The organism is Streptomyces sp. L500 (genome assembly GCF_054551825.1).
In genome coordinates this window covers 324,217-348,921 of the sequence record NZ_JBTOLC010000001.1, presented here as the reverse complement: position 1 = coordinate 348,921, position 24,705 = coordinate 324,217, and the positions used below count along the sequence as shown (strand labels likewise).

25 protein-coding genes are annotated in these 24,705 nt (G+C 71.6%); 16 read left to right on the top strand and 9 right to left on the bottom strand.

Going from position 1 to position 24,705, the window contains the following annotated elements; translation table 11 throughout:
• Nucleotides 1–26 precede the first annotated feature (26 nt).
• Nucleotides 27–1,013: a DNA polymerase III subunit delta gene (gene holA / locus ACX9I7_RS01785; RefSeq protein WP_358630711.1), complete on the top strand. Its 987-nt coding sequence runs from the start codon at nt 27–29 to the stop codon at nt 1,011–1,013.
• A gap of 241 nt (nt 1,014–1,254) precedes the next feature.
• Here holA and rpsT read toward each other — a convergent pair whose 3' ends face one another.
• Nucleotides 1,255–1,521, bottom strand: a complete 267-nt coding sequence (rpsT, locus tag ACX9I7_RS01780) for a 30S ribosomal protein S20 (RefSeq protein ID WP_189452240.1) — start codon at nt 1,519–1,521, stop codon at nt 1,255–1,257.
• Between the two features lie 234 nt (nt 1,522–1,755).
• Between rpsT and lepA the strand changes: the two genes are divergently transcribed.
• From lepA to hemW, 4 genes are all read left to right on the top strand, one after another.
• Nucleotides 1,756–3,624 carry a translation elongation factor 4 gene (gene lepA, locus ACX9I7_RS01775; RefSeq protein ID WP_189452238.1) on the top strand — a complete coding sequence of 623 codons (1,869 nt, stop codon included), beginning with the start codon at nt 1,756–1,758 and terminating at the stop codon, nt 3,622–3,624.
• A gap of 225 nt (nt 3,625–3,849) precedes the next feature.
• Nucleotides 3,850–5,739, top strand: coding sequence for an AMP-dependent synthetase/ligase (locus ACX9I7_RS01770; protein ID WP_189452237.1), 1,890 nt, complete (start codon nt 3,850–3,852; stop codon nt 5,737–5,739).
• 130 nt (nt 5,740–5,869) lie between these two features.
• Nucleotides 5,870–7,756: a SpoIIE family protein phosphatase gene (locus tag ACX9I7_RS01765; protein WP_459386294.1), complete on the top strand. Its 1,887-nt coding sequence runs from the start codon at nt 5,870–5,872 to the stop codon at nt 7,754–7,756.
• 27 nt (nt 7,757–7,783) lie between these two features.
• A complete protein-coding gene (gene hemW / locus ACX9I7_RS01760; protein ID WP_459386293.1) occupies nt 7,784–9,016 on the top strand; it encodes a radical SAM family heme chaperone HemW in 1,233 nt (410 codons plus the stop codon).
• A gap of 135 nt (nt 9,017–9,151) precedes the next feature.
• Here the strand turns inward: hemW and ACX9I7_RS01755 are convergent, their stop codons facing one another.
• Both ACX9I7_RS01755 and ACX9I7_RS01750 read right to left on the bottom strand, forming a co-directional pair.
• Nucleotides 9,152–9,979, bottom strand: a complete 828-nt coding sequence (locus ACX9I7_RS01755; protein WP_459386292.1) for a DUF3097 domain-containing protein — start codon at nt 9,977–9,979, stop codon at nt 9,152–9,154.
• Between the two features lie 33 nt (nt 9,980–10,012).
• Nucleotides 10,013–10,756, bottom strand: coding sequence for an MBL fold metallo-hydrolase (locus ACX9I7_RS01750; RefSeq protein ID WP_459386291.1), 744 nt, complete (start codon nt 10,754–10,756; stop codon nt 10,013–10,015).
• A gap of 231 nt (nt 10,757–10,987) precedes the next feature.
• Here ACX9I7_RS01750 and hrcA point away from each other — a divergent pair, with 231 nt between their 5' ends.
• The 7 genes from hrcA to ACX9I7_RS01715 all read left to right on the top strand — a co-directional run bounded on the left by hrcA (nt 10,988) and on the right by ACX9I7_RS01715 (nt 17,821).
• Complete coding sequence (hrcA, locus tag ACX9I7_RS01745; RefSeq protein WP_189452227.1) at nt 10,988–12,004, top strand: heat-inducible transcriptional repressor HrcA; 1,017 nt, start codon at nt 10,988–10,990, stop codon at nt 12,002–12,004.
• Nucleotides 12,005–13,144, top strand: a complete 1,140-nt coding sequence (gene dnaJ / locus ACX9I7_RS01740; RefSeq protein WP_459386290.1) for a molecular chaperone DnaJ — start codon at nt 12,005–12,007, stop codon at nt 13,142–13,144. It begins immediately after the preceding gene.
• 66 nt (nt 13,145–13,210) lie between these two features.
• The gene (locus ACX9I7_RS01735; RefSeq protein WP_459386289.1) at nt 13,211–14,281 is read left to right on the top strand and encodes a nitronate monooxygenase; all 1,071 of its coding nucleotides are present in this window, start codon (nt 13,211–13,213) and stop codon (nt 14,279–14,281) included.
• Nucleotides 14,282–14,337: 56 nt separating this feature from the next.
• Nucleotides 14,338–15,087: a 16S rRNA (uracil(1498)-N(3))-methyltransferase gene (locus ACX9I7_RS01730; RefSeq protein ID WP_189452221.1), complete on the top strand. Its 750-nt coding sequence runs from the start codon at nt 14,338–14,340 to the stop codon at nt 15,085–15,087.
• 39 nt (nt 15,088–15,126) lie between these two features.
• The gene (locus ACX9I7_RS01725) at nt 15,127–15,897 is read left to right on the top strand and encodes a response regulator transcription factor (protein ID WP_387575892.1); all 771 of its coding nucleotides are present in this window, start codon (nt 15,127–15,129) and stop codon (nt 15,895–15,897) included.
• A 258-nt stretch (nt 15,898–16,155) separates the two neighbouring features.
• Nucleotides 16,156–16,941 (top strand): helix-turn-helix transcriptional regulator, encoded by a 786-nt coding sequence (locus ACX9I7_RS01720; RefSeq protein WP_459386288.1) that lies wholly within the window; start codon nt 16,156–16,158, stop codon nt 16,939–16,941.
• Between the two features lie 76 nt (nt 16,942–17,017).
• Nucleotides 17,018–17,821, top strand: a complete 804-nt coding sequence (locus ACX9I7_RS01715; protein WP_459386287.1) for a helix-turn-helix transcriptional regulator — start codon at nt 17,018–17,020, stop codon at nt 17,819–17,821.
• Nucleotides 17,822–17,838: 17 nt separating this feature from the next.
• Here the strand turns inward: ACX9I7_RS01715 and ACX9I7_RS01710 are convergent, their stop codons facing one another.
• Nucleotides 17,839–18,273 (bottom strand): hypothetical protein, encoded by a 435-nt coding sequence (locus ACX9I7_RS01710; protein WP_459386286.1) that lies wholly within the window; start codon nt 18,271–18,273, stop codon nt 17,839–17,841.
• Nucleotides 18,274–18,388: 115 nt separating this feature from the next.
• Nucleotides 18,389–18,826: a winged helix-turn-helix transcriptional regulator gene (locus ACX9I7_RS01705; RefSeq protein ID WP_459386285.1), complete on the bottom strand. Its 438-nt coding sequence runs from the start codon at nt 18,824–18,826 to the stop codon at nt 18,389–18,391.
• A 91-nt stretch (nt 18,827–18,917) separates the two neighbouring features.
• Here ACX9I7_RS01705 and ACX9I7_RS01700 point away from each other — a divergent pair, with 91 nt between their 5' ends.
• Both ACX9I7_RS01700 and ACX9I7_RS01695 read left to right on the top strand, forming a co-directional pair.
• Complete coding sequence (locus ACX9I7_RS01700; protein ID WP_459386284.1) at nt 18,918–20,123, top strand: MFS transporter; 1,206 nt, start codon at nt 18,918–18,920, stop codon at nt 20,121–20,123.
• A gap of 19 nt (nt 20,124–20,142) precedes the next feature.
• On the top strand, nt 20,143–20,718 hold the full coding sequence (locus ACX9I7_RS01695) for a nucleoside deaminase (RefSeq protein ID WP_459386283.1): 576 nt from the start codon (nt 20,143–20,145) through the stop codon (nt 20,716–20,718).
• Here the strand turns inward: ACX9I7_RS01695 and ACX9I7_RS01690 are convergent.
• Nucleotides 20,693–20,965: a DUF397 domain-containing protein gene (locus ACX9I7_RS01690; RefSeq protein ID WP_459386282.1), complete on the bottom strand. Its 273-nt coding sequence runs from the start codon at nt 20,963–20,965 to the stop codon at nt 20,693–20,695. The two genes, ACX9I7_RS01695 and ACX9I7_RS01690, sit on opposite strands and share 26 nt — an antisense overlap.
• 8 nt (nt 20,966–20,973) lie before the next feature.
• Entirely contained in the window at nt 20,974–21,825 is an 852-nt protein-coding gene (locus ACX9I7_RS01685) for a helix-turn-helix domain-containing protein (protein WP_397612606.1), read from the bottom strand.
• Between the two features lie 139 nt (nt 21,826–21,964).
• Here ACX9I7_RS01685 and ACX9I7_RS01680 point away from each other — a divergent pair, with 139 nt between their 5' ends.
• A complete protein-coding gene (locus ACX9I7_RS01680; RefSeq protein ID WP_387575910.1) occupies nt 21,965–22,570 on the top strand; it encodes an ATP-binding protein in 606 nt (201 codons plus the stop codon).
• Nucleotides 22,571–22,661: 91 nt separating this feature from the next.
• Here the strand turns inward: ACX9I7_RS01680 and ACX9I7_RS01675 are convergent, their stop codons facing one another.
• Nucleotides 22,662–23,201 (bottom strand): hypothetical protein, encoded by a 540-nt coding sequence (locus ACX9I7_RS01675; RefSeq protein WP_459386281.1) that lies wholly within the window; start codon nt 23,199–23,201, stop codon nt 22,662–22,664.
• A gap of 85 nt (nt 23,202–23,286) precedes the next feature.
• Nucleotides 23,287–24,015, bottom strand: coding sequence for an aspartate/glutamate racemase family protein (locus ACX9I7_RS01670; protein WP_459386280.1), 729 nt, complete (start codon nt 24,013–24,015; stop codon nt 23,287–23,289).
• 106 nt (nt 24,016–24,121) lie between these two features.
• On the opposite strand from ACX9I7_RS01670, the gene ACX9I7_RS01665 reads away from it, so the two are divergent.
• A complete protein-coding gene (locus tag ACX9I7_RS01665; RefSeq protein WP_459386279.1) occupies nt 24,122–24,688 on the top strand; it encodes a hypothetical protein in 567 nt (188 codons plus the stop codon).
• Nucleotides 24,689–24,705 lie beyond the last annotated feature (17 nt).

Genomic DNA, 24,705 nt, shown 5'->3' with positions numbered 1-24,705 from the left:
CACTGGCGCATGGGATGCTGGTCACGATGGCCAGGAAGACTGCAACCGACGACCTGCTCGCCCCCGTGACGATCGCCGTGGGCCAGGAGGATCTCCTTCTCGACCGCGCCGTTCAGGAGGTGGTGAAGGCCGCCCGCGCGGCCGACGCGGACACCGACGTCCGCGATCTCACCCCCGACGCGCTCCAGCCCGGCACGCTGGCCGAGCTGACCAGCCCGTCCCTGTTCGCCGAGCGCAAAGTCGTGATCGTCCGCAATGCGCAGGACCTCTCCGCGGACACGATCAAGGACGTGAAGGGCTACCTCGGCGCGCCCGCCGAGGAGATCACCCTGGTGCTGCTCCACGCGGGCGGCGCCAAGGGCAAGGGGCTGCTCGACGCGGCCCGCAAGGCGGGGGCCCGTGAGGTGGCCTGCCCGAAGATGACGAAGCCGGCGGACCGGCTCGCGTTCGTGCGCGGCGAGTTCCGCGCGACCGGCCGTTCGGCGACGCCGGAGGCGTGCCAGGCCCTGGTCGACGCCATCGGCAGCGATCTGCGCGAGCTGGCGAGCGCCTGCGCGCAGCTCGTCGCGGACATCGAGGGCGTCATCGACGAGTCGGTCGTCGCCCGCTACTACACGGGCCGCGCGGAGGCGTCCAGCTTCACCGTCGCCGACCGTGCCGTGGAGGGCCGGGCGGCCGAGGCCCTGGAGGCCCTGCGCTGGGCCATGTCCACGGGCGTCGCGCCCGTGCTGATCACCAGCGCCCTGGCCCAGGGTGTCCGCTCGATCGGCAAGCTGGCCTCCGCGCCGCGCGGCGCCCGCCCCGGGGATCTCGCCCGTGAGCTGGGCATGCCGCCGTGGAAGATCGACCGGGTGCGCCAGCAGATGCGCGGCTGGTCCGCGGACGGGGTGGCGGCCGCCCTCACCGCGATCGCCGAGGCCGACGCCGGCGTCAAGGGCGGCGGCGACGACCCCGAGTACGCCCTGGAGAAGGCGGTCGTGGCAGTGGCCCGAGCCGCCCGCGCCCGCGCGTAGACCAATCGGCCCGCACCCGTCGCCCAAGGGGGGCTGCGTCCCGAAACGCCTGGAGGCCCGCCTCCGCCCTGGGGAAGGGCGGAGGCGGGCCTCCAGGAACGTTCAGACGAGCCCATAGGGCTCATGCCGCGCCCGCGTGGCGAACGACCGAGCGCGGCGGGGTGCCGGGAACGGAGCGGTAGAGGGGCCGCTTCTGTCCGTACCGGCGAGGCTCCGGGGCTCACGCCCCGGAAAGGCTTCTTCAGCCCTTGAGGCCGGCAACCTGCTTGGCCAGCGCCGACTTCTTGTTGGCGGCGGCGTTCTTGTGCAGGACACCCTTGCTGGCGGCCTTGTCGAGCTTCTTGCCGGCGAAGGCGACGAGGGCGGCGGCCTTCTCGGCGTCACCGGCGAGGAGAGCCTCGCGGGCCGCGCGGACGGCGGTCTTGACCGAGGACTTGACGGCCTTGTTGCGCAGGCGCGCCTTCTCGTTGGTCTTGTTCCGCTTGATCTGGGACTTGATGTTCGCCACGAAAAGAGCCTTTTCAGGTTCGTTGGATTTCGATGAGTGCGTGATCACACGGCCGGTGGCCATGGGATCCCGTCGTGTAGAGGGCACGACAGGCACGGTGCACCAGGCTACCAGCAGCCACTCGGCCGTCCCAAACCGGACCGTACCCGCCGCTCGTGGGACCATGGTGGGGTCGTATACCCGACTCCCGCCGAGACTGGCGCGTCCGCGCCGAAGTCACCGAATGGATCCTGCGTGCCCGCCACCCCTACCAACGTGCCCGAGCCGAGCCGTACCGACCCGGCTCTGATCCGTAACTTCTGCATCATCGCGCACATCGACCACGGCAAGTCGACGCTCGCCGACCGGATGCTCCAGCTGACCGGCGTGGTCGACCAGCGGCAGATGCGCGCGCAGTACCTCGACCGGATGGACATCGAGCGCGAGCGCGGCATCACGATCAAGTCCCAGGCGGTCCGGCTGCCGTGGGCGCCCACCGAGGGCGAGGGTGAGGGCTCGACCCACATCCTGAACATGATCGACACGCCGGGGCACGTCGACTTCACCTACGAGGTCTCGCGCTCCCTGGCCGCGTGCGAGGGCTGCATCCTCCTCGTGGACGCCGCCCAGGGCATCGAGGCCCAGACCCTCGCCAACCTCTACCTGGCGATGGAGAACGACCTCACGATCATCCCGGTCCTCAACAAGATCGACCTGCCGGCCGCCCAGCCGGAGAAGTTCGCCGCCGAGCTGGCCAACCTGGTCGGCTGCGAGCCCGAGGACGTGCTGCGGGTCTCCGCGAAGACCGGTGTCGGCGTCGACGAGCTGCTCAACAAGGTCGTCGCCCAGGTGCCGGCCCCGGTCGGCGTCAAGGACGCCCCGGCCCGCGCCATGATCTTCGACTCGGTCTACGACTCGTACCGCGGCGTGGTCACCTACGTCCGTGTCGTCGACGGTGAGCTCAAGAAGCGCGAGCGCATCAAGATGATGTCGACCGGCGCCACCCACGAGCTGCTGGAGATCGGTGTCTCCTCGCCCGAGATGACGCCCGCCGACGGCCTCGGCGTCGGCGAGGTGGGCTACATCATCACGGGTGTGAAGGACGTGCGGCAGTCCAAGGTCGGTGACACGATCACCTCCCAGCAGAACGGCGCCACCGAGGCGCTGGGCGGCTACAAGGACCCCAAGCCGATGGTGTTCTCGGGCCTGTACCCGCTGGACGGCTCGGACTACCCGGAGCTGCGCGAGGCCCTCGACAAGCTCCAGCTCAACGACGCCGCGCTCGTCTACGAGCCGGAGACCTCGGCCGCCCTCGGCTTCGGCTTCCGCGTCGGCTTCCTCGGCCTGCTCCACCTGGACGTGGTCCGCGAGCGGCTGGAGCGCGAGTTCGGCCTCGACCTCATCGCCACCGCCCCCAACGTGGTCTACAACGTGCGGATGGAGGACGGCGCCGAGCACGTCGTCACCAACCCGAGCGAGTTCCCCGAGGGCAAGATCGCCGAGGTCCACGAGCCGGTCGTCAAGGCGACCGTGCTGGCGCCCACCGAGTTCGTCGGCGCGATCATGGAGCTCTGCCAGTCCCGCCGCGGCACGATGCTCGGCATGGACTACCTCTCCGAGGACCGGGTCGAGCTGCGCTACACCCTGCCCCTCGCGGAGATCGTCTTCGACTTCTTCGACCAGCTGAAGTCCAAGACCCGCGGCTACGCCTCCCTCGACTACGAGCCCACCGGCGAGCAGACCGCCGAGCTGGTCAAGGTCGACATCCTGCTGCACGGCGACAAGGTCGACGCGTTCTCCGCGATCACCCACAAGGACAAGGCGTACGCGTACGGCGTCCGTCTCGTCGCCAAGCTGCGCGAGCTCATCCCCCGGCAGAACTTCGAGGTGCCGATCCAGGCCGCCATCGGCTCGCGGGTCATCGCCCGTGAGACCGTGCGCGCCATCCGCAAGGACGTCCTCGCCAAGTGCTACGGCGGTGACATCTCCCGTAAGCGGAAGCTGCTGGAGAAGCAGAAGGAAGGCAAGAAGCGCATGAAGATGGTCGGCAGCGTGGAGGTCCCCCAGGAGGCCTTCATCGCGGTGCTGTCCAGCGACGAGAGCGGCGAGAAGGGCAAGAAGTAGCCCTCACGCGCCCGCGGCGCAGCGCGCGACGTGCCCCGACCGGTTCCCGGTCGGGGCACGTCGCCGTTTGTGGAAACCCCTCGGCCAAACCGTGCCCCCTCGCACTCTTACGCGAGAGGCCCTTCCGCTCTAGTCTGATCACTGCTCGCGGAGGTTACTCGCGGGTCACCAGGGTGAAAGCCAACGAAAGCAGTCCAGCGACGAAGCCGGACCCCGGAGGATGCCGTGACCGAGACACAGGCTCTGATCGAGAACAGGCCGCCCTCCGTGGCGACGCTCTTCCTCGAACGGGTCGAGGCCACACCGGACGCGGAGGCCTACCGCCACCCCGTGCCGTCCCCCTCCGGCGAGGGCCCCGACACCTGGGCCTCGCTCACCTGGCGGCAGGCCGCCGACCGGGTCTTCGCCATCGCCGCCGGCCTGATCGACCTCGGCGTCCTCCCCCAGGAGCGCGTCGCCCTCGCCTCCTCCACCCGGGTGGACTGGATCCTCGCCGACCTCGGCATCATGTGCGCGGGCACCGCCACCACCCCCGTCTACCCGAGCACCAACGCCGACGAGACCGCCTTCATGCTCTCCGACGCCGACTGCCGGATCCTGATCGCAGAGGACGCCGCCCAGCTCGCCAAGGCCCGGCTGCGCCGCGCCGAACTCCCGCACCTCGCCCACGTCGTCGTCATCGACGCGGCCGACGCCGTCCCCGCCGAGGGCGACCCGGAGGGCTGGGTGCTCTCCCTCGCCGACCTGGAGAAGCGCGGCACCGCCCACCTGGAGCGCCACCCCCGGGCCGTCAAGGACCGCATCGCCGCCCTGCGCCCCGAGCAGCTCGCCACCCTCATCTACACCTCCGGCACCACCGGCCGCCCCAAGGGCGTACGGCTGCGCCACGACGCCTGGTCGTACATGTCCCGCGCGATCCAGGCCACCGAGCTCGTCCGCCCCGACGACGTGCAGTACCTGTGGCTGCCGCTCGCCCACGTCTTCGGCAAGGTGCTCACCGCCGGGCACATCAGCGTCGGCCACATCACCGCCGTGGACGGCCGGGTCGACAAGATCGTGGAGAACCTGCCGATCGTCCGCCCCACCTATATGGCCGCCGTCCCCCGGATCTTCGAGAAGGTCTACAACGGGGTAGCGGCCAAGGCCCGCGAGGGCGGCCCGGCCAAGTACAAGATCTTCCGCTGGGCCGCCGAGGTCGCCCGCGAGTACGCCAAGGTCTCCCAGGACAACTACCGCCGCACCGGCAGCAAGGCCGTCCCCTTCGGGCTCGCCGCCAAACACCGCGTCGCCGACGCCCTCGTCTACGCCAAGATCCGCGACGCCTTCGGCGGCCGGCTGCGCGCCTGTGTCTCCGGCGCCTCCGCCCTCGCCCCCGACATCGGCTACTTCTTCGCCGGCGCCGGCATCCACATTCTGGAGGGCTACGGCCTCACCGAGACCAGCGCCGCCAACCTCGTCAACCCCGGCGAGGCCTACCGCACCGGCACCGTCGGCAAGCCCCTGCCCGGCACGGAGGTGCGCATCGCCGACGACGGCGAGATCCTGCTGCGCAGCCCCGGCGTCATGGAGGGCTACCACGGCCAGCCCGAGAAGACCGGCGAGGTCCTGGAGCCCGACGGCTGGTTCCACACCGGCGACATCGGCGAGCTCTCCCCGGACGGCTATCTGCGGATCACCGACCGGAAGAAGGACCTGATCAAGACATCGGGCGGCAAGTACATCGCCCCCGCCGAGATCGAGGGCCGCTTCAAGGCCGTGTGCCCCTACGTCTCCAACATCCTGGTGCACGGCGCCGACCGCAATTACTGCACCGCCCTCATCGCCCTCGACGGCCCGGCCCTGCTGACCTGGGCCAAGGAGCAGGGCATGGAGGACCGTTCGTACGCGGACGTGGTCGCCGCCGAGGAGACCCAGGCGCTCATCGGGGGCTATGTGCGGGAGCTGAACGAGGGGCTCCAGCGCTGGCAGACGATCAAGAAGTTCCGGCTGCTGCCCCGCGACCTCGACATCGAGCACGGCGAGCTGACCCCCAGCCTCAAGCTCAAGCGGCCGGTCGTCGAGCGTACGTACAAGGACCTCATCGAGGAGATGTACGCGGGCTCCAAGGAAGACTGACAGGTGGGAGCGGCGGGAAGGCCCGGTCGGGGGGCCGTGCGGCCCGCGTACTCCCATAGCGGTCACTTACTCAACTCGGCGCACCTGAGCACCGACAGTCTGTCAGTCTGTCGGTGGTGAAATCCGCACTATGCCGTATGCGGTCAGGAGCGCCACTGTGAGGACATCACCGAAGCCCCGTACGGACGGGCCGGTTCCGCGCAACCCCGCCCGTAGTCCCGACCCGCCGTCGTCCGGACCGCCCACGGCCCGCACCAGCCTGCCCGGCGATGCCCGCGCGCCCTCCGCCGCCCGGCGGTTCGTCCGCAGCGTGCTCGCCGGGTGGAACGCCCACGCCGTGATCACCGACGACGCCACGCTGCTCGTCAGCGAGCTGGTGACCAACGCCGTGGTGCACGCCGGGACATCGGTCGACCTCGAATGCCGGCTCGACCCGGCGCGCGGCGGCAGCCTCGTCGTCGAGGTCACCGACCACCACCCCGCCCGGGAGTTCCGCGCCCGCCCCCGCCAGGGCTGCGGGGACCGCGCCGACGGCCCCGCCCACGGCGGCCAGGGCCTGCGCCTCGTCGCCGAACTGGCCGAGACCTGGGGCACCGCCTACCGCCGCACCGACAAGACCGTCTGGTTCCACCTCCCCACCAGCCCCAGGGACCCCACGGGCCCTTCGTACGCCGTCGACCACACCCTCCTCGGCGACCTCCGCGTCGCCGAGATCCTCGCCCCCGGCACCCCCTGCGAACCACCCGCCCGCGATCTCGGCGACAGCGGCCCCCACCGCGCCCTGTCCTTCCTCGCCGAGGCATCCGAACTGCTCTCCGGCCAGTTCGACGAGGACACCGTCGCCTCCCTCGCCACCCAGCTCGCCGTCCCCCGCCTCGCCGACTGGTGCGCCGTCTGGCTCGACGCCGAGAGCACCCCCGGCGGCATCCGCCCCGCCCCGCGCCTCTCCCGCGTCTGGCACGCCCACGAGAGCTGCGTCGAGCCCCTCCGGCTCGCCCTCCAGAGCACCCCGCCCGCCCTGGCCCCCGCCGGCCGCGCCGTCCCCTGGCCCCACGCCCCCGCCGGCCCGTGCGACGGCCCGTCCGACGGAACCGCCGGGGGCCCGGCCCACGGCTCGGCCCTGGCCTGCCGGCTGGTCGCGGGCGGCCGGGGCGTCGGCACCCTCCTGCTGGGCCGCTCCGGGCCCACCGCCATGAGCGGCGACGTCGTCACCCTCACCGAGGACTTCGCCCGCCGCCTCGCCCTGGCCCTCGCCTCCGCCCGCAAATACACCCGCCAGGCCACCATCAGCCGCATCCTCCAGCGCGGGCTGCTCCCACGCCGCGTCGCCGAGATCCCCGGGCTCGACAAGGCCGTCGTCTACGAACCCCGCGGCGACACGGCCGCCGGCGGCGACTTCTACGACGTCTTCGCCGCCGGGCCCGACCGCTGGTGCTTCGCCCTCGGCGACGTCTGCGGCAGCGGCCCCGAGGCCGCCGTGACCACCGGCCTCGTCCGCCCCTGGCTCCGGCTCCTGGGAAAGGAGGGCTACGGCGTCGGCGACGTCCTCACCCGGCTCAACCGGATGCTCGCCGAGGAGGCGGCCGAAGCGGAGACCGGCGCCGGGCCGCGCTTCCTGTCCCTCCTCTACGGCGAGCTCGTGCCCCACCGCGAGGGCGTCCGCTGCACCCTCGCCAGCGCCGGGCACCCGCTGCCGCTGCTCCTGCGCCCCGACGGATCGGTGCGCAGCGTGGCGGCGCCGCAGATGCTCCTCGGCGTCGTCGACGACGTCACCTACGTCAGCCAGTCCTTCGACCTCGCGCACGGCGACACCCTGCTGTGCGTCACCGACGGCGTCACCGAGCGCAAGGCCGGCAACCGCCTCTTCGACGACGGCGACGGCCTCGCCACCGCCCTCGCGGGCTGCGCGGGCCTCACGGCCGAAGGCGTCGCCGGGCGCATCCGCCGCGCCGTCCACGGCTTCGCGCCGACGCCACCGGACGACGACCTGGCGCTGCTGGTGCTGCGGGCCGAGTAACCCGCGGCATGCCGGACAATGGGCGGTATGCCTTCCGTACTGCCCGATGGTGAGCCCATGCCCGAGGACGGGGCACTGCCCCGCCACGCCCTCGACGGCTCCGGGCAGCGGCCCCTCGGCTTCTACCTCCACGTCCCGTACTGCGCCACCCGCTGCGGCTACTGCGACTTCAACACCTACACCGCGAACGAGCTGCGCGGCTCCGGCGGCGCCCTCGCCTCCCGCGAGAACTACGCGGAGACGGTCGCCGAGGAGATCCGCCTCGCCCGCAAGGTGCTCGGCGACGACCCCCGCCCGGTCGAGACGGTCTTCGTGGGCGGCGGCACGCCCACGCTGCTGCCCGCCGCCGACCTGGGCCGGATGCTCGCCGCGATCCGCGACGAGTTCGGGCTGGCGGACGGCGCCGAGGTCACCACGGAGGCCAACCCCGAGTCCGTCGACCCCCGCTACCTGGAGGAGCTGCGGGCCGCCGGCTTCAACCGCGTCTCCTTCGGCATGCAGAGCGCCCGCCAGCACGTCCTGAAGATCCTCGACCGCACCCACACCCCGGGCCGCCCGGAGGCGTGTGTGGCGGAGGCGCGCGCGGCGGGCTTCGAGCACGTCAACCTCGACCTGATCTACGGCACGCCGGGGGAGAGCGACGACGACTGGCGCGCCTCCCTGGACGCGGTCATCGGCGCGGGCCCCGACCACGTCTCGGCGTACGCCCTGATCGTCGAGGAGGGCACGCAGCTCGCGCGGCGCATCCGGCGCGGCGAGGTGCCGATGACGGACGACGACGTCCACGCGGACCGCTACCTGATCGCCGAGGAGGCGCTCTCGGCGGCCGGCTTCTCCTGGTACGAGGTCTCGAACTGGGCGACGAACGAGGCGGGCCGCTGCCGCCACAACGAGCTCTACTGGCGCGGCGCGGACTGGTGGGGCGCGGGGCCGGGGGCGCACTCCCACGTGGGGGGCGTGCGGTGGTGGAACGTCAAGCATCCGGGGGCGTATGCGCAGGCGCTGGCCGAGGGGCGGTCGCCGGGGGCGGGCCGGGAGCTCCTCTCGGAGGAGGACCGGCGGGTGGAGCGGATTCTGCTGGAGCTGCGGCTGGAGGAGGGGTGCCCGTTGTCGCTCCTGAAGCCGGCCGGTTCCCAGGCGGCGGCCCGGGCGCTTGCGGACGGCCTGCTGCGGCCGGAGGCGTACGAGCGCGGGCGGGCCGCGCTGACCCTGCGGGGTCGTCTGCTGGCCGACGCGGTCGTCCGCGACCTGGTGGACTGAGCCCCAGCCCCGCCCTTTCACCGTTTCCTGGGGCTCCGCCCCAGACCCCGCTCCTCAAACGCCGGAGGGGCTGAAATCAGCCCGTCCGGGGGTGCGAGGGGGCACAGCCCCGCTCGGAAACGGTGAAAGGGCGGGTCAGGGGCACGTCACGAAGTCGATCAGCTCCTCGACCCGCCCGAGGAGCGCCGGCTCCAGGTCCTTATAGGACCGCACGGCGGAAAGGATCCGCTGCCACGCCGCACCCGTGTTCTCCGGCCACCCCAGCCCCCGGCACACCCCCGTCTTCCAGTCCTGCCCCCGCGGCACCGTCGGCCACCCCGGAATCCCCACCGACGCCGGCTTCACGGCCTCCCAGACGTCCACGTACGGGTGACCCACGACCAGCACGTGCGGGGACTCCGCCGTCACCTCCGCCGCGATGCGCGACTCCTTCGAGCCGGGCACGAGGTGGTCGACCAGGACGCCCAGCCGCGCGTCGGGACCGGGGCCGAAGGCGCGGACGATCGACGGGAGGTCGTCGACGCCCTCCAGGTACTCGACGACCACGCCCTCGACGCGCAGGTCGTCGCCCCACACCCGTTCCACGAGCTCCGCGTCGTGCCGGCCCTCGACGTAGATGCGGCCCGCGCGGGCGACGCGGGCGCGGGCGCCGGGGACGGCGAGGGAGCCGGAGGCGGTGCGGGCGGGGGCCGCCGGGGGAGCGGGGGCCGGGCGGACGAGGGTGACGACCCGGCCGTCCAGCAGGAACCCGCGCGGCTCCATGGGGAACACCCGGCACTTGCCGAAGCGGTCCTCCAGCGTCACCGTCGGCCCCTGGGCCGTCTTCTCGCAGCGGATCACCGCCCCGCAGAAACCGGTCGTGACCTCCTCGACCACGAGATCCGGCTCCGCCGGGATCTCCGGGACGGGAGCGGACCGCTTCCACGGAGGAGTGAGATCAGGGCTGTACCGCTTGCTCCACATGCGGGCCATTGTGGTTCAAGATCCACACCGCCGTCACGACACGCCGAAGCGCTCCGCCAGCGCGTCGCGCTGCGCCCGTACGAACGCCGCGTCCACGACCGCGCCGTGCCCCGGCACGTACAGCGCGTCGTCGCCGCCGAGGGACAGCAGCCGGTCCAGGGCCGCCGGCCAGGCGTGGGGGAGGGCGTCCGGGCCCGCCTGCGGCTCGCCGGACTCCTCGACGACGTCGCCGCAGAAGACGACCTCGCGTTCCCCCGCCACCAGCGCGGCCAGGTCGTGCGCCGTGTGCCCGGGTCCGATGTTGGCGAGCAGCACCCGCCGACCGCCGCCCAGGTCGACGGTGACCTCCCCGGACACCGCGTGGTGGGGGAGGACGAGGAGGTCCACGGCCTCGGCGGCGGTGTCGGGCTCCATGCCGTGCCGGACCGCGTCGTGCCGCAGCTCCTCCCGCTCCCGCGCCAGCAGCTCCTCGGTGCCCACCGCCGCGTACACCTGGACGCCGGAGAACGCGGCCGTGCCCAGGACGTGGTCGAAGTGGGGGTGGGTGAGTGCGATGTGCGTCACGGGGAGCCCGAAGAGCTCCTGCACCTCGCGACGGATCTCCACCCCTTCGTGGAGCGACGAGCCCGTGTCGACGACGAGCACGCCGTCCGCCCCCGCGATCGCCCCGACGGTCGCGTCCCAGCCCGGCAACCTGCGGCGGACGACCCCGGGCGCGAGCCGTTCCCAGTGCTCCCCACCGGCGTGCGCGGTGCCGGCATCCCCTTGCGTCTGCATACCGCGACGCTAGCGGCAGAGCGGTACGGTTGCCTGCTGCGGCCCGGCCGCGGGCACGCGGCGAGGACGGCCCTTGCCCTGGCCGTGGGGCCCGGCCGTACACTGGCTGGAGGGATCTGGCACTCGTGACCATTGAGTGCCAGGGGTGAAGACCCTGTGAGACCCGGTAAGAAACCGTAGGACCCGTACGGTCGTACGACGGCTGGACCACTGGACTGGAGGTGCGCGCGAATGCTGAGCGAACGAAGGCTCGAGGTGTTGCGCGCGATCGTCCAGGACTACGTCGGCACCGAGGAGCCCGTCGGCTCCAAGGCGCTCACCGAGCGGCACCGGCTGGGGGTCTCCCCGGCCACCGTGCGCAACGACATGGCCGCGCTGGAGGAGGAGGGCTACATCGCCCAGCCTCACACCAGCGCCGGCCGCATTCCGACCGACAAGGGCTACCGCCTCTTCGTCGACAGGCTCGCGGGCGTCAAGCCCCTGTCGACGCCGGAGCGGCGCGCCATCCACAACTTCCTGGACGGCGCCGTCGACCTGGACGACGTGGTGGCCCGGACCGTCCGGCTGCTGGCGCAGCTGACGCGTCAGGTCGCGGTGGTGCAGTACCCCTCGCTGACCCGTTCGACGGTGCGTCATGTGGAGCTGCTGTCCCTGGCCCCGGCCCGGGTGATGCTCGTCCTGATCACCGACACCGGGCGGGTCGAGCAGCGCATGGTCGACTGCCCGGCGCCGGTCGGTGAGAACGCGCTGGCGGATCTGCGCGCGCGGCTGAACAGCCGCGTCGTGGGCCGCCGGTTCGCGGACGTGCCGCAGCTGGTGCAGGACCTCCCCGAGTCGTTCGAGAAGGATGATCGCGGAACCGTTTCCACAGTCCTCTCGATCCTGCTGGAAACGCTGGTCGAGGAGACCGAGGAGCGGCTGATGATCGGCGGCACCGCCAATCTCACTCGTTTCGGTCATGACTTCCCGCTGACGATCCGGCCCGTGCTGGAGGCGCTGGAGGAGCAGGTCGTGCTGCTCAAGCTGCTCGGCGAGGCCAAGGACTCGGAGATGACCGTGCGCATCGGTCACGAGAACGCCCACGAGGGGCTGAACTCCACATCCGTCGTCGCCGTCGGCTACGGTTCGGGCGGCGAGGCCGTCGCCAAACTCGGCGTGGTCGGACCGACCCGCATGGACTACCCCGGAACGATGGGAGCGGTACGCGCAGTGGCACGTTACGTCGGACAGATCCTGGCGGAGTCGTAAGTGGCCACGGATTACTACGCGATCCTGGGCGTCCGCCGCGACGCCTCCGCGGACGAGATCAAGAAGGCCTTCCGCCGTCTCGCGCGAGAGCTCCACCCGGACGTCAATCCGGACCCGAAGACCCAGGAGCGGTTCAAGGAGATCAACGCCGCTTACGAGGTGCTCTCCGACCCGCAGAAGAAGCAGGTCTACGACCTCGGCGGCGACCCGCTGTCCTCCTCGGGCGGCGGGGGTGCCGGCGGCGGCTTCGGCGGCGCGGGCTTCGGCAACTTCTCCGACATCATGGACGCCTTCTTCGGCCAGGCCTCGCAGCGCGGTCCGCGCTCGCGCACGCGCCGCGGCCAGGACGCCATGATCCGTCTCGAGGTCACCCTGACCGAGGCGGCCTTCGGCACCACCAAGGACATCCAGGTCGACACCGCCGTCGTCTGCACCACGTGCAGCGGCGAGGGCGCGGCCCCGGGCACGTCCGCGCAGACCTGTGACATGTGCCGCGGCCGCGGCGAGGTCTCCCAGGTCACCCGGTCCTTCCTGGGCCAGGTCATGACGTCCCGCCCCTGCCCCCAGTGCCAGGGCTTCGGCACGGTCGTGCCGACCCCGTGCCCGGAGTGCGCCGGCGACGGCCGCGTCCGGTCCCGGCGGAACCTGACGGTGAAGATCCCCGCCGGTGTCGACAACGGCACCCGGATCCAGCTCGCGGGCGAGGGCGAGGTCGGCCCCGGCGGCGGCCCCGCCGGCGACCTCTACGTGGAGATCCACGAGAAGCCGCACCCGATGTTCCAGCGGCGTGGCGACGACCTCCACTGCACGGTCACCATCCCGATGACGGCGGCGGCGCTCGGCACGAAGGTGCCGCTGGAGACCCTGGACGGCGTCGAGGAGATCGACATCCGCCCGGGCACCCAGTCCGGCCAGTCGATCCCGCTCCACCAGCGGGGCGTCACCCACCTGCGCGGCGGCGGCCGCGGTGACCTCGTCGTCCACGTCGAGGTGACCACGCCGACCAAGCTGGACCCGCAGCAGGAGGAACTGCTGCGCCAGCTCGCCAAGATGCGCAACGAGGAACGCCCGACGGGCGAGTTCAAGCCGGGGCAGCAGGGGCTGTTCTCGCGGCTGAAGGACGCGTTCAACGGCCGTTAGGCCCGATGGTCACGGGGTAATCGGGGGCTGAGCCCCCGGTTACCCCACTTGTGACACGATGTGCTCATGGCCCCGTTGAACGGACTGTTCGAGCACCCGATCGTGCAGGCCCCCATGGCCGGCGGTGCCTCCACCCCGGCCCTCGCCGCCGCCGTCGGCGACGCCGGCGGCCTCGGTTTCCTCGCCGCGGGCTACAAGACCCCCGCGGCGATGTACGAGGAGATCAAGCAGCTCCGCGCGCGTACGTCCCGCCCCTTCGGCGTGAACCTGTTCATGCCCCAGCCGCCCGTCGCCGACCCGGCGGCGATCGAGGTCTACGCCGAGCAGCTGGCCGGCGAGTCCACCTGGTACCGGACCCCGCTGGGCGAGACCGACCAGGGCTCCGACGACGGCTACGAGGCCAAGCTCGCCGTCCTCCTCGACGACCCCGTCCCCGTCGTCTCCTTCACTTTCGGGTGTCCCGACCGCACGATCGTGGACGCCCTCGCCAAGGCCGGCACCGTGACCGTGGTGACCGTGACCTCCGCCGCCGAGGCGCTGGCCGCCCACGAGGCGGGCGCCGACGCGGTGTGCGTCCAGGGCATAGAGGCCGGCGGCCACCAGGGCACCCACCACGACGACCCGCACGCCGACGGCGCGGGCGCCGGGGTCGGCCTGCTGGCGCTCGTGGCCGAGGTCCGGGAGGCCGTCCCGCTGCCCGTCGTCGCGGCCGGCGGCCTGATGCGCGGCGCCCAGGTGGCGGCCGTCCTCGCGGCGGGCGCGAGCGCCGCCCAGCTCGGCACGGCCTTCCTCGCCTGCCCGGAGTCCGGGGCCCACGAGCTGCACAAGCGTGCCCTGACCGATCCCCGGTTCGTCCGCACCGAGCTCACCCGGGCCTTCTCCGGCCGCCCCGCCCGCGGCCTGGTGAACCGTTTCCTTCGGGAGCACGGCCCCTACGCCCCGGCCGCCTACCCCCAGATCCACTATCTGACCTCCGGCCTGCGCAAGGCGGCGGCCGCCGCCGGCGACCCCCAGGGCATGAACCTGTGGGCCGGCCAGGGCCACCGCCTGGCGCGGGAGCTCCCCGCCGGCGACCTGGTACGCCTCCTGGCGGCCGAACTGGACGCGGCCCGCACGGCATTGAGCGCGCGGACGTGACCGGAGGCAGTGGTGGACACGAGTGTGAATCGGCGCGGCGAGAGAGCGAGTACTTCATGACAGCCCCGGTCTTCCTGGTCGAGGAGGACGCCCTGACGGGCGTCTTCCCCGGCACCGTCTTCCCGCTGGACGGGCCAGAGGGCCGCCACGCGGTCTCGGTGCGCCGGCTGCGCGTGGGCGAGGAGATCGTCCTGACCGACGGCTCCGGCACGGGCGTCCACGGCACCGTCGCCGCCGTCGAGGGCAAGGACCACCTGGACGTCGCCGTCACCTCCGTGCGCTCCGAGCCGGAGCCCCGGCCCCGGATCACCGTCGTCCAGGCCCTGCCCAAGGGCGACCGCGGCGAGGTGGCCGTCGAGACCATGACGGAGACCGGCGTCGACGCGATCGTGCCCTGGTCCGCCTCCCGCTGCGTCACCCAGTGGAAGGGCGACCGCGGCCTGAAGTCCCTGGGCAAGTGGCGCGCGACCGCCCGCGAGGCCGGCAAGCAGGCCCGCCGGCTGCGCTTCCCCACCGTCGCCGACCTCGCCGGCACCCGGCAGGTCGCCGAGCTCCTGGCGGGCGCCGACTTCGCGGCCGTCCTCCACGAGGAGGGCAGCACCCCGCTCGCCACGGCACCCCTGCCGGAGACGGGCGACATCGTCCTGGTCGTCGGCCCGGAGGGCGGCGTCTCCCCCGAGGAGCTCGCCGCCTTCGCCGAGGCCGGCGCCCACCCCTACCGCCTCGGCCCGAGCGTCCTGCGCACCTCGACCGCCGGCACGGCGGCCGCGGCCCTGCTGCTGGGCCGCACGGGGCGCTGGGGCTAGGGGGCCGGACACGGTGGAGCCGGGGGGCGGACGGCGGGGATGACACGGACCCAGCAGCTCCAGACGCGCGACTACGAGCGGATGCTCGACCTCGCCGTCGCCGTTCTGGAGAGCGACGACCCCGAGTCGTCCTGGCAACTGATCACCGGGCAGCTCCTGGAGACGGTGGGCTGCGACTCGGTCACCTTCTCCGTCGTCGACTCGGCCCTGCGCACCGGAAGGGTGGAGGGCTGGGCCCCGCAGCGGCTCGCGCCGTTCGTCGGCGACCTCGTCCAGCGCCGGGTGCGCCAGCACCACCCGCTGGTGACCTACACCGTGGGCGGCGAGTCCGAGCCGGTGACCGTCGGCGAGTTATGCGCCCGCTGGCGCCACACCCAGTGGTACAGCGAGGCGCGCCGGGACTTCGGCATCACCGAGCAACTGGGCCTGCCCCTCCCCGGCGCCCCCGGCACGGCCCGCCTGGTGCTCATGGGCCGCGACGGCCGGTTCGGCCCCCAGGACGTGGCCTTCGCCGCGCGCCTCCAGCCGCTGCTCATCGGCGCGGCCAACCACATCCAGGAGCTGCGCCGCCTGCGCACCGCCGCGCCGGACCTGACCACCGCCCACCCCTCGGGCCACGGCCTCACGCCCCGTGAACTGACCGTGCTGGGGCTGCTGGCGGAGGGGCTGACGGCGAGCGGCATCGCCCGCCGCCTGTCGATCTCGCCGCACACGGTCAACCGCCACCTGGAGAAGATCTACCGGAAGCTCGGCACCAACAACCGTGTCTCCACCGTGCTCCTGGCCCAGCAGGCGGGCATCGTCCCCTGAACCTCTCAACCCCGACCCGGCCGGCCGGGGGTGGGGCCACCCGCACCCTTGAGTGGGAAGTTCTTCCCATCGTGCGGCCGGAGGCCCGCGTGCGACCCTGACAGGGACGCGCGATCGCGCCGACGCCGGCCACGGGGGATTCGACGTCGGCGCGATCCGCCTCCTCCGCGCCCCCATGCGGCCCCCGGGTCTCTTGGGGGCGTTTTCCGTAACCGGTACCATGCGGCGGACGGGGACCCGAGAGGGGACGGACCCGCCATGCCACAGCCGGACGGGCTCGGACTCCGGGCGCGGGACTACGAGTTCATGCTCGACCTCACCATGGCCGTCCTGGAGCACGACGACCCCGAGTCCCTCTGGCACCTCGTCTCCGCGCACCTCGTCGACGCCCTCGGCCTCAACACGGTCGTCTTCGCCTCGATCGACCTCCGCCGGGCCCGGGGCGAGGCCCGGGGCTGGGCGCCCCGGTCGCTCGGGCAGGGCGTGAACGAGGTGGTCCAGCGCCGGGTGCGCCAGCGCCACCCGCTGGTCCCCTACCTGGCCTCCGGCGCCCACCACCCCGTGATCGTGCGCGAACTCACCGACCGCTGGCGCGAATCCGCCTGGTACAGCGAGGCCCGCCGCGACTTCGGCACCACCCAGCAGCTCGGTATCCCCCTGCCGGGCGCGGACGGCCCCCAGGGCGGCCTCGTCCTGGGCCGGACCGGCGACTTCTCGGAGCACGACCTGGCCTTCGCGACCCGGATCCAGCCGCTCCTGACCGCCGCCGACCGGCACATACGGGAGCTGCGCCGGCTACGGGAGGCGGCGCCGCCCACCGCACCGGTCGCAGGCCCGCTCCTGGCGCGTCACGACCTCACGCCGCGCGAGCTGACGGTCCTGGGGCTGCTGGCCGAGGGCCTGACGGCGAGCGGTATCGCGCGCCGTCTGGCGATCTCCCCGCACACGGTCAACCGCCATCTGGAGAAGGTCTACCGGAAGCTCGGCACCAACAACCGGGTCTCGACGGTACTGACCGCCAAGCACGCGGGCATCGTCCCCTGACAGGAGGCGTTCACCCGCGCTCGCCGACCGCATGTAGCATGCCGCGAGCGGGGGCCGAGAGGAAGCGGGCCCGTCGATGTCAGGACTTCACGCGCGCGACTACGAGCGCATGCTCGACCTCGTCATGGCCGTCCTGGAGCACGACGAACCCGAGTCCCTCTGGCACCTGATGGCCGGACACCTCCAGGAAGCGCTGGGCTGCGACACCGTCATCTTCGCCGGCATCCGCGTCGCCGAGCGGGACGGCTACGCTCAGGGCTGGGCGCCGCACTCCATGGGACCGGACGTCAGCGAGGTCATCCGGCGCCGGGTCCAGCAGCGGCACCCGCTGATCGCGTACATGGAAGCCGCCGGCTCCAGCCCCGTGAGCATCACCCAGATCTGCGACACCTGGCGCAACTCCTCCTGGTACAGCGAGGCCCGCCGCGACTACGGCACCACCCACCAGCTCGGCGTTCCCCTCCTCGGGGTCCCCGGCGAGCTGCGTGCCGTCAGCCTCGGGCGGCGCGGCGACTTCACCGAACACGAAGTCGCCTTCACCGCGCGCGTCCAGCCCCTCCTGCTCCGGGTGGACCGCCACGTCCGCGAACTCCACCGGCTCCGCGCCGCGGTGGCCGACGCCGCCGGGGCCACGCCGCCGTCCGGGTTGTCGGCCGCCCCGGTCGGCGGCCCGTCCCCGCCCCGGCACGATCTGACGCCGCGCGAGCTGACGGTGCTGGGGCTGCTGGCCGAGGGCCTGACGGCGGCGGGCATCGGCCGCCGTCTGACGATCTCGCCGCACACGGTCAACCGTCACCTGGAGAAGGTCTACCGGAAGCTCGGCACGAACAATCGCGTCTCGGCGGTCCTGGCGGCGAAGCGCGCGGGGATCGTGCGGTAACAGGTCACTTGACGAGGTCATTTCACTTCGACCGTGACCTTCCACGGCGTGATCACCAAAGGACAGAAATGGCCCGGGTCGGGGCGGCAGCGTCGTTGCGCGGTGATGGTGGCGGTGCCGCCGTGTTCCGCGTTGAAGGTGGCTGACGCGTCGCCGTTCGGTGCCGCACGGCCGGCGGTGCGCCGGAGAACGTCGGGGTCGCTGGATGCCGGGATGCTCCAGGTCCAGGTGAGCCCGTTCTCGCGGTAGCCCGTGAGCCGGACTTCGATGTCGTCACCCGGGCTCGCGGTCACGGACCGGCCGGTGTCCGCGTTCGTGAGCACGATGCGCTGGGCCGGCTTCGCCCGGTCGGGTGCCTGGCCGTGGGCGGCCGCCGGTGCCGCGGTAGCGGCCATGACGGTGACCAGGGCCAGCGCCGTGCCCCATGGATCGGCGGACCACTTCGTTCCCACGATGTTTCCCTCCCCTTGATCCCGTCGGACAGGACGTCATTCCGACGGTAACAACGGGGTTAGCTTGGCGGGCAGTTCGACGGTAGGACGAAGAGCCGGTTCCAAACCACCCGTTCTAGTGGGGCCTTCGCACGTGAGTGGTGTCGGGGTCGAGAAGCGTGCCGTCGGCTCCGGCCGGCGTGACGTCCGGTACGGGGGCGCCGTGCCGGTCGACAAGGGTGGAGTGGGTCTCGCCCGGGTCGAACGCGTGGCGCTCTCCCCACTGCCGCAGCGTGAGGATGACCGCGAAGAGGTCGCGCCCGGCGTCGGTGAGCACGTACTCCTGGCGGCGCCCCGACGGCGCGGTGCGCTGGACGAGGAGTCCGTGAGCGGTGAGCTTGCGGAGGCGGTCGGTGAGGATGTTCCGGGCGATGCCGGTGCGTCGCTGGAACTCGGTGAACGCCCGTGCCCCGTCCATCGCGTCGCGGACGACGAGAAGGCTCCACCTGTCGCCGACGAGGTCGAGCGCGCGGGCGACGGGACATCCGGGATCGGTCCAGTCGGGGCTCGGCATGACACCTCCAGATGGGTTGCGGATTGAAACCATTCTGCCGTAGCGTCAAAACGGTTGCGATCTGCTACTGATTTTGGGGAGGGGACGCGCGATGAACGTGTGGCGGCGGTCGCTGCTCGCGGTGGTGTGCGGGACGGCTGTGGCGAGCGTCTATGCGGCGCAGCCGGTTCTGGAGCCGATGGGGCACGATCTCGGTCTGTCCACGGACCTCTCCGGATGGATCGTCTCGACCGCCCAGTTCGGCTATATCGCGGGGCTGTTACTGCTCGTACCGCTCGGCGACGTGGTCGCCGACAGGCGTCGGCTCATCGCCGTCCACCTGGCCGTCACCGCGGTGGGCCTGGTCCTGACGGCCTCCGCGTCGGCCGCGTGGATGGCGTTCGCGGGGCTCGCGGCAGCCGGCGCGTTCGCGGTCGTCGTGCAGACCACGGTGGCCTACACCGCGTCGATCTCGCCGCCCGGCGAACGCGGACGGAACATCGGCGTCGTCACCTCCGGCGTCGTCATCGGCATCCTCGGCGCGCGGGTCGTCACCGGCGCGCTCGCCGACGTATGGAGCTGGCGGAGCGTCTACGCCGTGCTCGCGGCGCTGTCACTCGGCCTCGCGGCCCTCGTCCTCCTCGCCCTGCCGCCGGACGACCGCCCGGCCGGTCCCAGCTACAAGCAGACCGTCTCCTTACTCAGCGGACTGTTCAAGGACCGCCTCTTCCTGTCGCGCGGGCTGATCGCGTTCTTCCTGTTCGCGTCGTTCGGAACCCTGTGGAGTGGCGTTTCCCTCCCGCTGGCGGACGCGCCCTGGCACCTGAGCGAGAGCCACATCGGACTCTTCGGCGTCGCCGGACTCGCCGGCGCGCTCGGCGCGTCCCGCGCGGGCCGGTGGGCGGACGCGGGCCGGGCGACCCCGGTCAGTGGCTTCGCCCTGCTCCTGCTGATCCTCTCGTGGGCGGCGATCGGGCAGCTCACGTGGGCCCTGTGGCTCCTCGTCCTCGGAATCGTGGCCCTCGACTTCGCCGTCCAGGCCGTACACGTGAGCAATCAGCACGTTCTTACTTCCGCGCATCCGGATCGGCTCAGCACCGTCATCGGCGGCTACATGGTCTTCTACTCCCTCGGCTCCGCCCTCGGCGCCGCCGCGACCACCGCCGCCTTCGCCGCGCACGGCTGGGTTGGCTCCAGCCTTCTCGGCGCCGGGTTCGCGGCCTGTGCGCTCGTTGTCTGGGCAGTCAGCCCCCATGGCAGCGCGGACCTCCCGTCCGAGCAGGTGACGTCCGAGGGAATCCGCACCCGGAGCGGGTGATGAGGCCGAGCATGGTGCGATGACCTTCCTCTCGCGGCGGCGCGTCCTGTCTCTGACGGCGGCCACGGCCGCCCCGCTCTCCCTGACGCGCGCCGCCCCGTCCGCGCGCCCGCGCACGCCCGATCCGGGATGGTCCGGCGACTGGCCCCCGCCGCTGCGGGACGCTGTTCTGCGGGCCATGCCCGCGGCCGTGGAGTACGCCCGTGCGGCGGCGAAGTGGCCCTACGGGGCCGTTTTGGTCGACGCCGCGACGGGTGCGGTTGTCGCCGGCGCCGGCAACACGGGCGAGAGTGGGGATCTGACGGCCCACGCCGAGACGAACCTTGTGCGGGAGGCCGTGGCGGGGGGCTTCGAGCTGTCGGAGCACGTGGTGGTCGCTACGGCCGAGCCCTGCCCGATGTGCGCGGGTGCGCTGGTGTGGTGCGGGGTGCGCGGTGTGGCCTTTGGGACGTCGGTCGCGCAGCTTGTGGGGTGGGGGGTGCCGCAGATCGCCGTTCCGGCAGACGAAATCTTTGGTCGGGTACGGGGGTTGTCGCGGCCCGCGCTGGCACGCGGGGTAAGGGCGGATCTTACGGATCCGCTCTATCGGGGGTAGGGGGGAGGGCGCCCGCCTTTATGTGGGTTATGAGGGGGCGGAGTCTTGCGGGGGTTGTGGTGAGGATGACGTCGGGGTCGTCGCTCTCGCGGAGGTGGATGGTCCCGGTGGGGGAGGGCGCCAGGTAGACACAGGATGCCGCAGCATCGCTGTACGTCGACTTCTGCCATTCTGGCGATTTCGCCAGGTAGAGGCAGGAAGAATCGTCTCCGCTATACGAGGACTTCTGCCAGGTGAAAACAGTCATGGTTTGCCTCAGAGAGCCTTTGCGATGCGGTGAATGAGGTCACGTGATGCGTCGGGAGGCAGTGCGACCTGCTCCATCCTGTCCAGCACCAAGCGATACCTCTCCAGCTTGGCGACAGCATCGATTTGCAACCCGCCGTAGGCGGCGTCAAGGACCACGGTGTCGAGCTGTGACACGGGCCCGTGCATGTAGTCGACGCCGTGGCCGGAGATGGGAAACGAGGTGCCGTCGAACGGGATCACCACGACGGTGACGTTGTCCCGATGGCTCACCTCTGTCAGATGTACAAGCTGGGCCTTGGCCGTCTCAGTTCCGCCGAACTGCATCCTCAGCGCAGCCTCATGGATGATCGCCTTGAACGGGGCCGCGCCATCGCGGTAGACGACTTCCTGTCGCTTGATGCGGTGCGAGACCCGGTGTTCGATCTCGTGTGGCATTAGCTTCGGAACCGCTTCGCGGAACACAGCACGAGCGTGCTCCGGCGTTTGCAGTAGTCCGGGGATCGTAATGGCCTGGGCGGCCCGCAGACCGGTGGCGTGATACTCGAACTCGGCGAGATCGACCAACCCGGCCGGGAGAGTCTCACGGTATTCCTCCCACCAGCCGCGTTTCCGGCTGCCGACCATCGTGGTGAGCGCGTTGATCAAGGCCGTGTCCGAGCACTCATAGTTGCGGGCCATGGTGCGCACACGTTCGCCACTCACGCCTACGCGGCCGGATTCGATGTTGCTGATCTGCGTCTGATTCGTTCCGAGCATGCGAGCTGCCTCGGTTGACGTCAGCCCTGCGCGCTCGCGCAGCTTGCGCAGTTCAACGCCCAGGCGGAGCTGTCGTGCTGTTACGTGGGGTCGGACAGGCATCCGCACTTCCTCAATCGTGCACAAGTTCGCTCGCGTCGCCCATGCGGGTGGTCGGGGTCATGCTTTAGACGAAGCCGTGTTGATGCTTATACGAGCACGGCTACGGTAACGCCAACCAGCCACTCTTACGGGAGACTTCATGGCAACCGTATCGCCGCCTCAGCCCTGGTCCTACCTCCTCGAACTGCCGCGCGATGCTCGCGCACCCGGCATCGCGCGTGTGACCCTCCAGGCGGTCCTGGACAGCCACGCCCTGTCCGAAATCGCCGAGAGGGCACTGCTCTTGACCAGTGAGCTGGTCACGAACGCCCACCTCCACACGGAGGGCCCGTGCTCCGTGCGGCTGCACTGCCGCGAAGGGGACCGACTCCGGGTGAACGTGTGGGACACGAGCCCAGTCGTACCCGGCATGTTCAGGCGCAGTCGAGCCCGCGCGACACCGGAGCCCGCCGCGCACGCGGAAGCAGGGCGCGGCCTCCGCTTCGTGGAAGCGTGGGCGGACGACTGGGGCAGCCATACATACGACCGGCGTCGGTTCGGCAAGACGCTGTGGTTCGAAATCGCGCACCCCGGAAAGAAGACCGCGCCGCGGTGGATCTCGCCCGCAGGGTGCACGGACTGTGTCGAGCTGGAAGGCGCGCGACGGAGGGCCGTGGCCGAGAAGAGGGCCCTGGAGGAGATTCAGGACGCAGGAATCGCAATCCGCAGCCACTTCCGGGACACACATCTGCTGCCGCAATGGTGACTCCGCGGTGACCGCAGCCGCATAGCGGACGGGCGCTCGTGGCGGGGTTCGCACCCCGCCACGCCCGGTCCCGTCCGCCCCGCGAGGCTCGTCAGGGGTGCCAGATCTCCTTGATGCTGGTGACCTTGCCCTCGGAGTCCGTCGTGATGTCGTAGATGTTGCCGGAGCAGCTGTACGGCTGCTTCACCGCGCTCTGGTTGGTGAGGCAGTCGCCCGCGTGCATCCAGAGCTCGCCGACGGGGACGTCCTTCGTCTTGCCCGAGCCGAGGGCGATCTCGGCCTTCGTCTCCGGGGCGAAGATGTAGTACTTGGCCTCGCCCTGGCCGTGGTAGATCCAGTCGTTGGGCGTGCAGGTGGGCTTGGCGTCCTTGGCGGACATCGAGCCCTTTGACGGCGGGACGGCGATCTCCACCATCTTGTGGCCGGCGGGCAGCTGCGGCGGGGTGCCGCAGTCGCTGCCGGGCTCGCCCTTGGGGCTGCCGCCCTTGGCGCCGTCGGCCGGCTTGGCCGAGGCGCCGGAGCCCCCGGTCGTACCGCCCGCTGTGTTCGTGTCGGAGTCGCAGGCGGTGAGGCCGCCGCCGAGGGCGGCGACGACGGCGAGGGCGCCGACGAGGCGTCGGGTTGCCTTCATGATGTTTCCCCCGTGGTGCGGAACAGTTGTCGTGATCATGTCTGATCGCGGAGTGTTCTACACCAAGGGGCAGGTCAGGGGCCAATCACCGGTCGGCGGGCCCGCCGCGCCACGTGGGCAGGGGTGCCCGGCCGGCGGCGGTCTCGAAGGCGGCGTGGGCGAGGAGGCGGGTGGAGTCGAGGGTGGGGAGCGGGGAGACGTCGGGGGTGATCAGGAGGGGGATCTCCGTGCAGACGAGGGCGACCGCGTCGCAGCCACGGGCGGCCAGGGCCTCGATGATCCGTACGTACGCGCGGCGCGAGCGCTCGTCGAGGACGCCGTTGAGGAGCTCGTCGAAGATGACGTCGTTGACGAGACGACGGTCGGCCGGGTCCGGGACCTCGGCCTCGATGCCGCGCCGGGCGAACGCCTCGACGTAGAGGGAGCCGTCCATGGTGTAGCGGGTGCCCAGCACGCCCACCCGCTTCCGGCCGTCGCGCGCGGCGCGGTCGGCGACGACGTCGGCGATGTGGAGGCCGGGGAGGGCGAGGTCGGGGCCGTGGCGGTCGAGGGCCATGTGGGCGGTGTTGTCGGGGCAGATGAAGAATTCCGCTCCCGCGCGGGCGAGGCGATCGGCACTGGCCGACAGGAGGGTGCGGACCGTGTCGTGGTCGCCCGCGTCCCAGGCGGGCATGCTGCGGGCCATGGCGATGAGGTCGAGGGTGACGTCCGGGTGCTCGTGGGGACCGAGCTCCGCGAAGCCCTTCCGGCAGAACGAACGGAGGCACAGCGCCGCGCCTTCCGCGCTGTGTCCCAGGATTCCCAGGTGCTTCATCGTGCCTCCGAACGATCGCGGGTGGAGGGTCCGAATTCTTGCCTATCCGGGGCAGTCAGGCAGCTCTAGTGTCATGTGCGCCTTATGACATCGAGGGGGAACGGGCATGGGGTTTGAGCCGGACCGGAGGATCTTCCTGACGAGAGCGCTCGGCGCGACTGCCGGGCTGGCGGCGATAGCGGCGACCACCGGGGTGACCGAGGCCCACGCGGCCGGTACGGGCGCCAAGGGCGCCAGTGGTGCCACCGGTCAGCGCAACTGGCGGTTCTGCCCGAAGTGCTACGTCATGTTCTATTACGGCTATCCGGACAACGGCCGCTGCGCGGCCGGTGACGCGCACGGCATGGCGGGCTACGACTTCGACATTCCCCACGACGTTCCCGAGAACGCCAATGCCCAGGCCAACTGGCGCTTCTGCACGCGCTGCTACGGCATGTTCTTCTTCGGGTATCCGAGCGGCGGCTGGTGCCCGGTCGGCGGGTCCCACAGTGCCGCCGGATACAACTTCGTCCTGCCGCACGACGTCGTCGAGACGCCGAACGCCCAGGCGTACTGGCGCTTCTGCACCAACTGCTACGCGCTGTTCTTCTGGGGCTATCCGGAAAAGGGCCGCTGCCCGGCCGGAGGCGGGCACAACGCGGCGGGATTCAATTTCGTCATCCCGCACTACTAGGCCGGGGTAAGGATTCC